This is a genomic window from Rhizobium sp. UFLA01-1127, from assembly GCF_059803845.1.
Genome location: NZ_JAUQTZ010000238.1, coordinates 1 through 4,641 on the forward strand (window position 1 = coordinate 1; position 4,641 = coordinate 4,641).

Consider the following 4,641-nt stretch of genomic DNA (forward strand, 5'->3'; position numbering starts at 1 on the left):
CCCATGATGCCTCTGGCCTTCGTGGCGCGGTCTCGCTGGCCGGCGACCGCGATCTTTTTTCGACCGACGAGATCAAGGACCTTTTCTATATCGCAATCCACGTTTTCGATCGGCTTGCGGAAATCCGCAGCCTCGATGTACGGATCGTCGATGCCCTCACCGACAGGGAAATCGACTGCCTGAACTGGACGGCGGCCGGAAAGACCAGCGCGGAAATCGCCGAGATACTTGCGCTCTCGGAACATACGGTCAATCACTACCTGAACAGAGCTACCAAGAAGCTCGACACGGTCAACCGTACGCAGGCCGTTGCCAAGGCCTTGCGTGTGGGCCTGATCAAGTAAAGCTCCATCCCGGCCGCATCTTCGTTTGCCTTCGGCTTCGGCACGATGTCGTGCATGTCGATGACCGAGATTCGGGCAACTTCATGAGTGATTTTTGTGCGTTGCGAATAAAATAGGATGAGCGTTTGCTGTCCCCGGTTTGCCCATTTAACCTCTCGAGTCATCGGCGACTTGAAATCAAACGATTTTTTCAAATTTTTCTAAACTGGCACGCTTCCTGCTTGTTAAATGGCAGAGGTCCAGAGGGGACTTTGATAACAGCGCCGATGAACGTGCGCGGATCAGATGACCGTCGCCGATGCCTTCGCCATAGCTTCTCCAGGCGAAGGCGTTGGCGGCGGTTGTTGCTTATTTGACACGCCCAGCAAGATCGAAGGCGCGGGTGAGGCGATTTTCATGTCCCTGCCCTATTCCTTTCGGACCGTTGCTCTATGTCGGCCGGCGAAACGTCTTCCCCTGATTGGGAGCGTGTTGCGGCTGGTGGGGTCATAGATGGACCCGGCGGACCTGCCGGCCGCAACGAAGGCGTTTTTTATCGGCACATCCCGATTTCGTTTGGCGAAGTCCTGCCGCTCCACTATCTAAACCGGAAAGATTTCGAGAAGCCTGCGGCATGGGCCGGGCTTTACGCGAGATAGTGCAGCGAGGATGGAATGGCAGGCATCACCAAAGAGCAGGTGCTGGAAACGTTGAAGACGGTTCGCGGCCCGGACCTGGAGCACAACATCGTCGAGCTCGGCATGGTGTCGGATGTTTTCATCTCCGATGGCAAGGTCTTTTTTTCCATCACTGTTCCCGCCGAGCGCGCAAAGGATCTGGAGCCGCTGCGCCTTGCGGCCGAGCGGGTCATCAAGGAATTGCCTGGTGTCAAGGGCGCTCTGGTCGCCCTGACGGCCGACAAGAAGGCTGGTGCCCCTGCGGCCCGGCCGGCGCCCGCGCCGGCTGCTCCGCGCGGCCATTCCCATCCGCACGCCCCGCAGCAGCCGCCCCGCAGCGCCAAGATCGGCGTTCCCGGCGTCAAGGCCATCATCGCCGTCGCCTCGGGCAAGGGGGGCGTCGGCAAATCGACGACGGCGGTCAATCTGGCGCTGGGCCTGCTTGCCAACGGCCTACGCGTCGGCATTCTGGATGCCGATATCTACGGCCCCTCGATGCCGCGCCTCCTGAAGATTTCCGGCCGACCGACCCAGATCGACGGCCGCATCATCAATCCCATGGAGAATTACGGCCTCAAGGTCATGTCGATGGGTTTTCTCGTCGAGGAGGAGACCGCGATGATCTGGCGCGGGCCGATGGTGCAGTCCGCCCTGCTGCAGATGCTGCGCGAGGTCGCCTGGGGCGAGCTTGACGTGCTTGTCGTGGACATGCCGCCCGGCACGGGCGACGTGCAGCTCACCATGGCGCAGCAGGTGCCGCTTGCCGGCGCCGTCATTGTTTCAACGCCGCAGGATCTGGCGCTGATTGATGCGCGCAAGGGCCTGAACATGTTCCGCAAGGTCGAGGTGCCCGTTCTCGGTATCGTCGAGAATATGAGCTATTTCATCGCCCCGGATACGGGCGCACGCTATGACATCTTCGGCCATGGCGGCGCGCGCAAGGAAGCCGAGCGCATCGGCGTGCCTTTCCTCGGCGAGGTACCGCTGACCATGGGCATTCGCGAAACATCGGATGCCGGTACGCCGCTCGTCGTCGCCGAGCCGGACGGAGTGGTGGCCGGAATATATCGCGAGATCGCGGCTAATGTCTGGAAGCAAGTGATCGGCTCGCCGCAGCGAGCGGCGCCGGCGATCGTGTTCGAATAATTCATAAAGGCACGCCGGCTTTCCGTATAGTGGCGGATTGTCTTGCCGGCATCCTGTGCTATGACTTCGCTGGATTAGCCAAGCTGCGGTGAAAGCGCGCGATGAAGAGGTTGTGACTTGATTCTTTGCGAGCTTTGCTGCATATGCGCCGCCTGCGTGGAACCGGTCGGTCGTTTCCGATGACCGCTCTCCGGCGAACGGTGGTCTTATTTCGTCCGAGCAGGTGGCCTCGCCGGAACGGACGAAGGATTGGTACAGCAGCGCAATGGAACGTGAACACGGATTCCCAGCCGGACAGGCGGGATACGACCGGGGTTTTATGAGCTTCTTTCATTGGCCATTGGCGGGATTGCCGCAAGTGCGCGCAAAGCGCCTTGGCTTCGGCCTTGTTCGTACCGCTGCAGGAGCAAGCAGTTGATAACTGCCTATTGCTCAGACCAGAAGCCGCTTGAGCTTCCCGATCTATCGGCCGCCGACCGGCTGCCCGACGATGCCGTCTGGATCGACATGATCGATCCCTCGCGTGAAGAGGAAGCCGGTATCGAGCGCCTGCTTGGGCTCGAAGTGCCCACGCGCGAGGACATGAAAGATATAGAACCGTCCAGCCGCCTCTATATCGAGAAAGGCTCCGTTTTCCTGACGGCCTCGCTGATATGGAAAGCGGACACCAATCTGCCGATGCTGACCGATGTCGCCTTCATCCTGACGGGCAATCGGCTGGTCACGATCCGCTATGCGAAGCCGAAATCCTTTGCGCTGTTCATCGCCGCTCTGCAACGCATCCCGCCGGAGCGCCGCACCGGCGTCGCGCTCCTCGCCAAGCTTCTTGAAACCATCGTTGACCGCACCGCGGAGGTGCTTGAACAAGCGGCTGCCGGTATCGATATATTGTCGGTGCATGTGTTCGGCGATCGCGTGAAGAAGATCCGCCGTCCGTCGAATTATCTGGAAGAAAAGCTCAAGGATATCGCAGGCTATCACCGTACGATCAGCAAGGTACGCGACAGCCTGAGTTCGCTTTCCCGGTTGCTGACCTTTCTCCATACCATCCCCGCCATGCAGCAGGACCATGAGGCCAGGGGACTGTGCCGCAACGTCTCGAGGGATGTTCAATCGCTGTCGGAGCACGCATCGTTTGTCGCAGGAAACATCACCTTCCTGCTCGATGCCTCGCTCGGACTGATCAATATAGAGCAGAACGCCATCATCAAGATCTTTTCGATCGCTTCCGTGGTGTTCCTGCCGCCGACGCTCGTGGCATCCGTCTATGGCATGAATTTCGAGCATATGCCCGAACTGCATTTTGCCTACGGCTACCCGACATCGCTGTTGCTGATGGTGGTTTCCGCCATCGTTCCGTTTTTCTTTTTTCGCTGGAAAGGCTGGCTCTGAGAGTCTAGGGATCCTGAATGTCTAACGAAACCCATCATTCTCCCGACGGGAAAATGGACGCTCGCAAGCTCGCCTTCCTCGCCCTTGGTTCGATCGGCGTGGTTTATGGCGATATCGGCACAAGCCCGCTCTATGCCTTTCGCGAAGCATTGAAGCCGGTGGCCGCGGACGGCCTGACGCGCGGCGAAGTCATCAGCGTCATCTCGCTGATGTTCTGGACGCTGACGATCATCGTCACCATCAAATATGTCCTTTTTCTGCTCCGTGCAGACAATGACGGCGAAGGCGGCACGCTCTCGCTGCTGGCGCTGTTGATGAAGACGGCAAACGGCCATACCGCCGTCCTGATGCTGCTGGGTCTGCTGGGTGCCGCGCTCTTCCTCGGCGACGCGATGATCACGCCCGCGCTTTCGGTTCTCTCTGCGGTCGAAGGTCTGAAGCTCGTAACGCCGGAGCTGTCTGACTATATCGTGCCCATATCGGTCGCGATCATGGCGCTGCTTTTCGCAATCCAGTCGCATGGCACCGGCGCAGTCGCTCGTTTCTTCGGTCCGATCATGGCCCTCTGGTTCATCGTCATCGGCCTTGCCGGCATCATGCACATTTCCGATGATTTCAGCATCCTGGCCGCACTCAATCCTTGGTATGCGGTCAGCTTCCTCATAAGGGAAGGTTTTCTCGGCATCGTCGTTCTGGGTGCGGTGTTCCTGACCGTGACGGGTGCGGAAGCCCTCTATGCCGATCTCGGCCATTTCGGCCGCCGCCCAATCCAGTGGGCCTGGTTTGTGATTGTGTTTCCGTCGCTGGCCTTGAATTATCTCGGTCAGGGTGCGCTCGTACTGCGCAACCCCACGGCCATGTCCGATCCGTTCTTCCTGATGTATCCGCACTGGGCGATCCTGCCGGTGGTCATTCTCGCCACTCTCGCGACGATCATCGCCAGCCAGGCTGTCATCACAGGCGCCTTCTCGCTCACGCGCCAGGCAATTCATCTGGGCTTCCTGCCGCGCATGGAAATTCTGTTCACGTCGGAGACCAATACCGGCCAGATCTTCCTGCCGTCGGCCAATGCCGTGCTGTTTTTCGGCGTCATCTTCCTGGTC

At 59.4% G+C, this 4,641-nt stretch carries 4 protein-coding genes; all 4 read left to right on the forward strand.

Annotation, left to right across the window (positions count from 1 at the left end):
* A partial coding sequence (locus Q4Q11_RS30880; protein ID WP_498571872.1) for a helix-turn-helix domain-containing protein occupies positions 1-344 on the forward strand: 344 nt, incomplete at its 5' end.
* Positions 345-997: 653 nt separating this feature from the next.
* Entirely contained in the window at positions 998-2,146 is a 1,149-nt protein-coding gene (gene apbC, locus Q4Q11_RS30885) for an iron-sulfur cluster carrier protein ApbC (RefSeq protein WP_498571873.1), read from the forward strand.
* A 414-nt stretch (positions 2,147-2,560) separates the two neighbouring features.
* Positions 2,561-3,538, forward strand: coding sequence for a magnesium transporter CorA family protein (locus tag Q4Q11_RS30890; RefSeq protein WP_112513168.1), 978 nt, complete (start codon positions 2,561-2,563; stop codon positions 3,536-3,538).
* A 17-nt stretch (positions 3,539-3,555) separates the two neighbouring features.
* Positions 3,556-4,641, forward strand: a 1,086-nt coding sequence (locus tag Q4Q11_RS30895) for a KUP/HAK/KT family potassium transporter (RefSeq protein WP_498571874.1), incomplete at its 3' end; no start/stop codon positions are given.

What these genes read in the sequence shown, in the direction of transcription:
- apbC (WP_498571873.1), top strand. Translation starts at nt 998, where the DNA reads ATGGCAGGCATCACCAAAGAGCAGGTGCTGGAAACGTTGAAGACGGTT.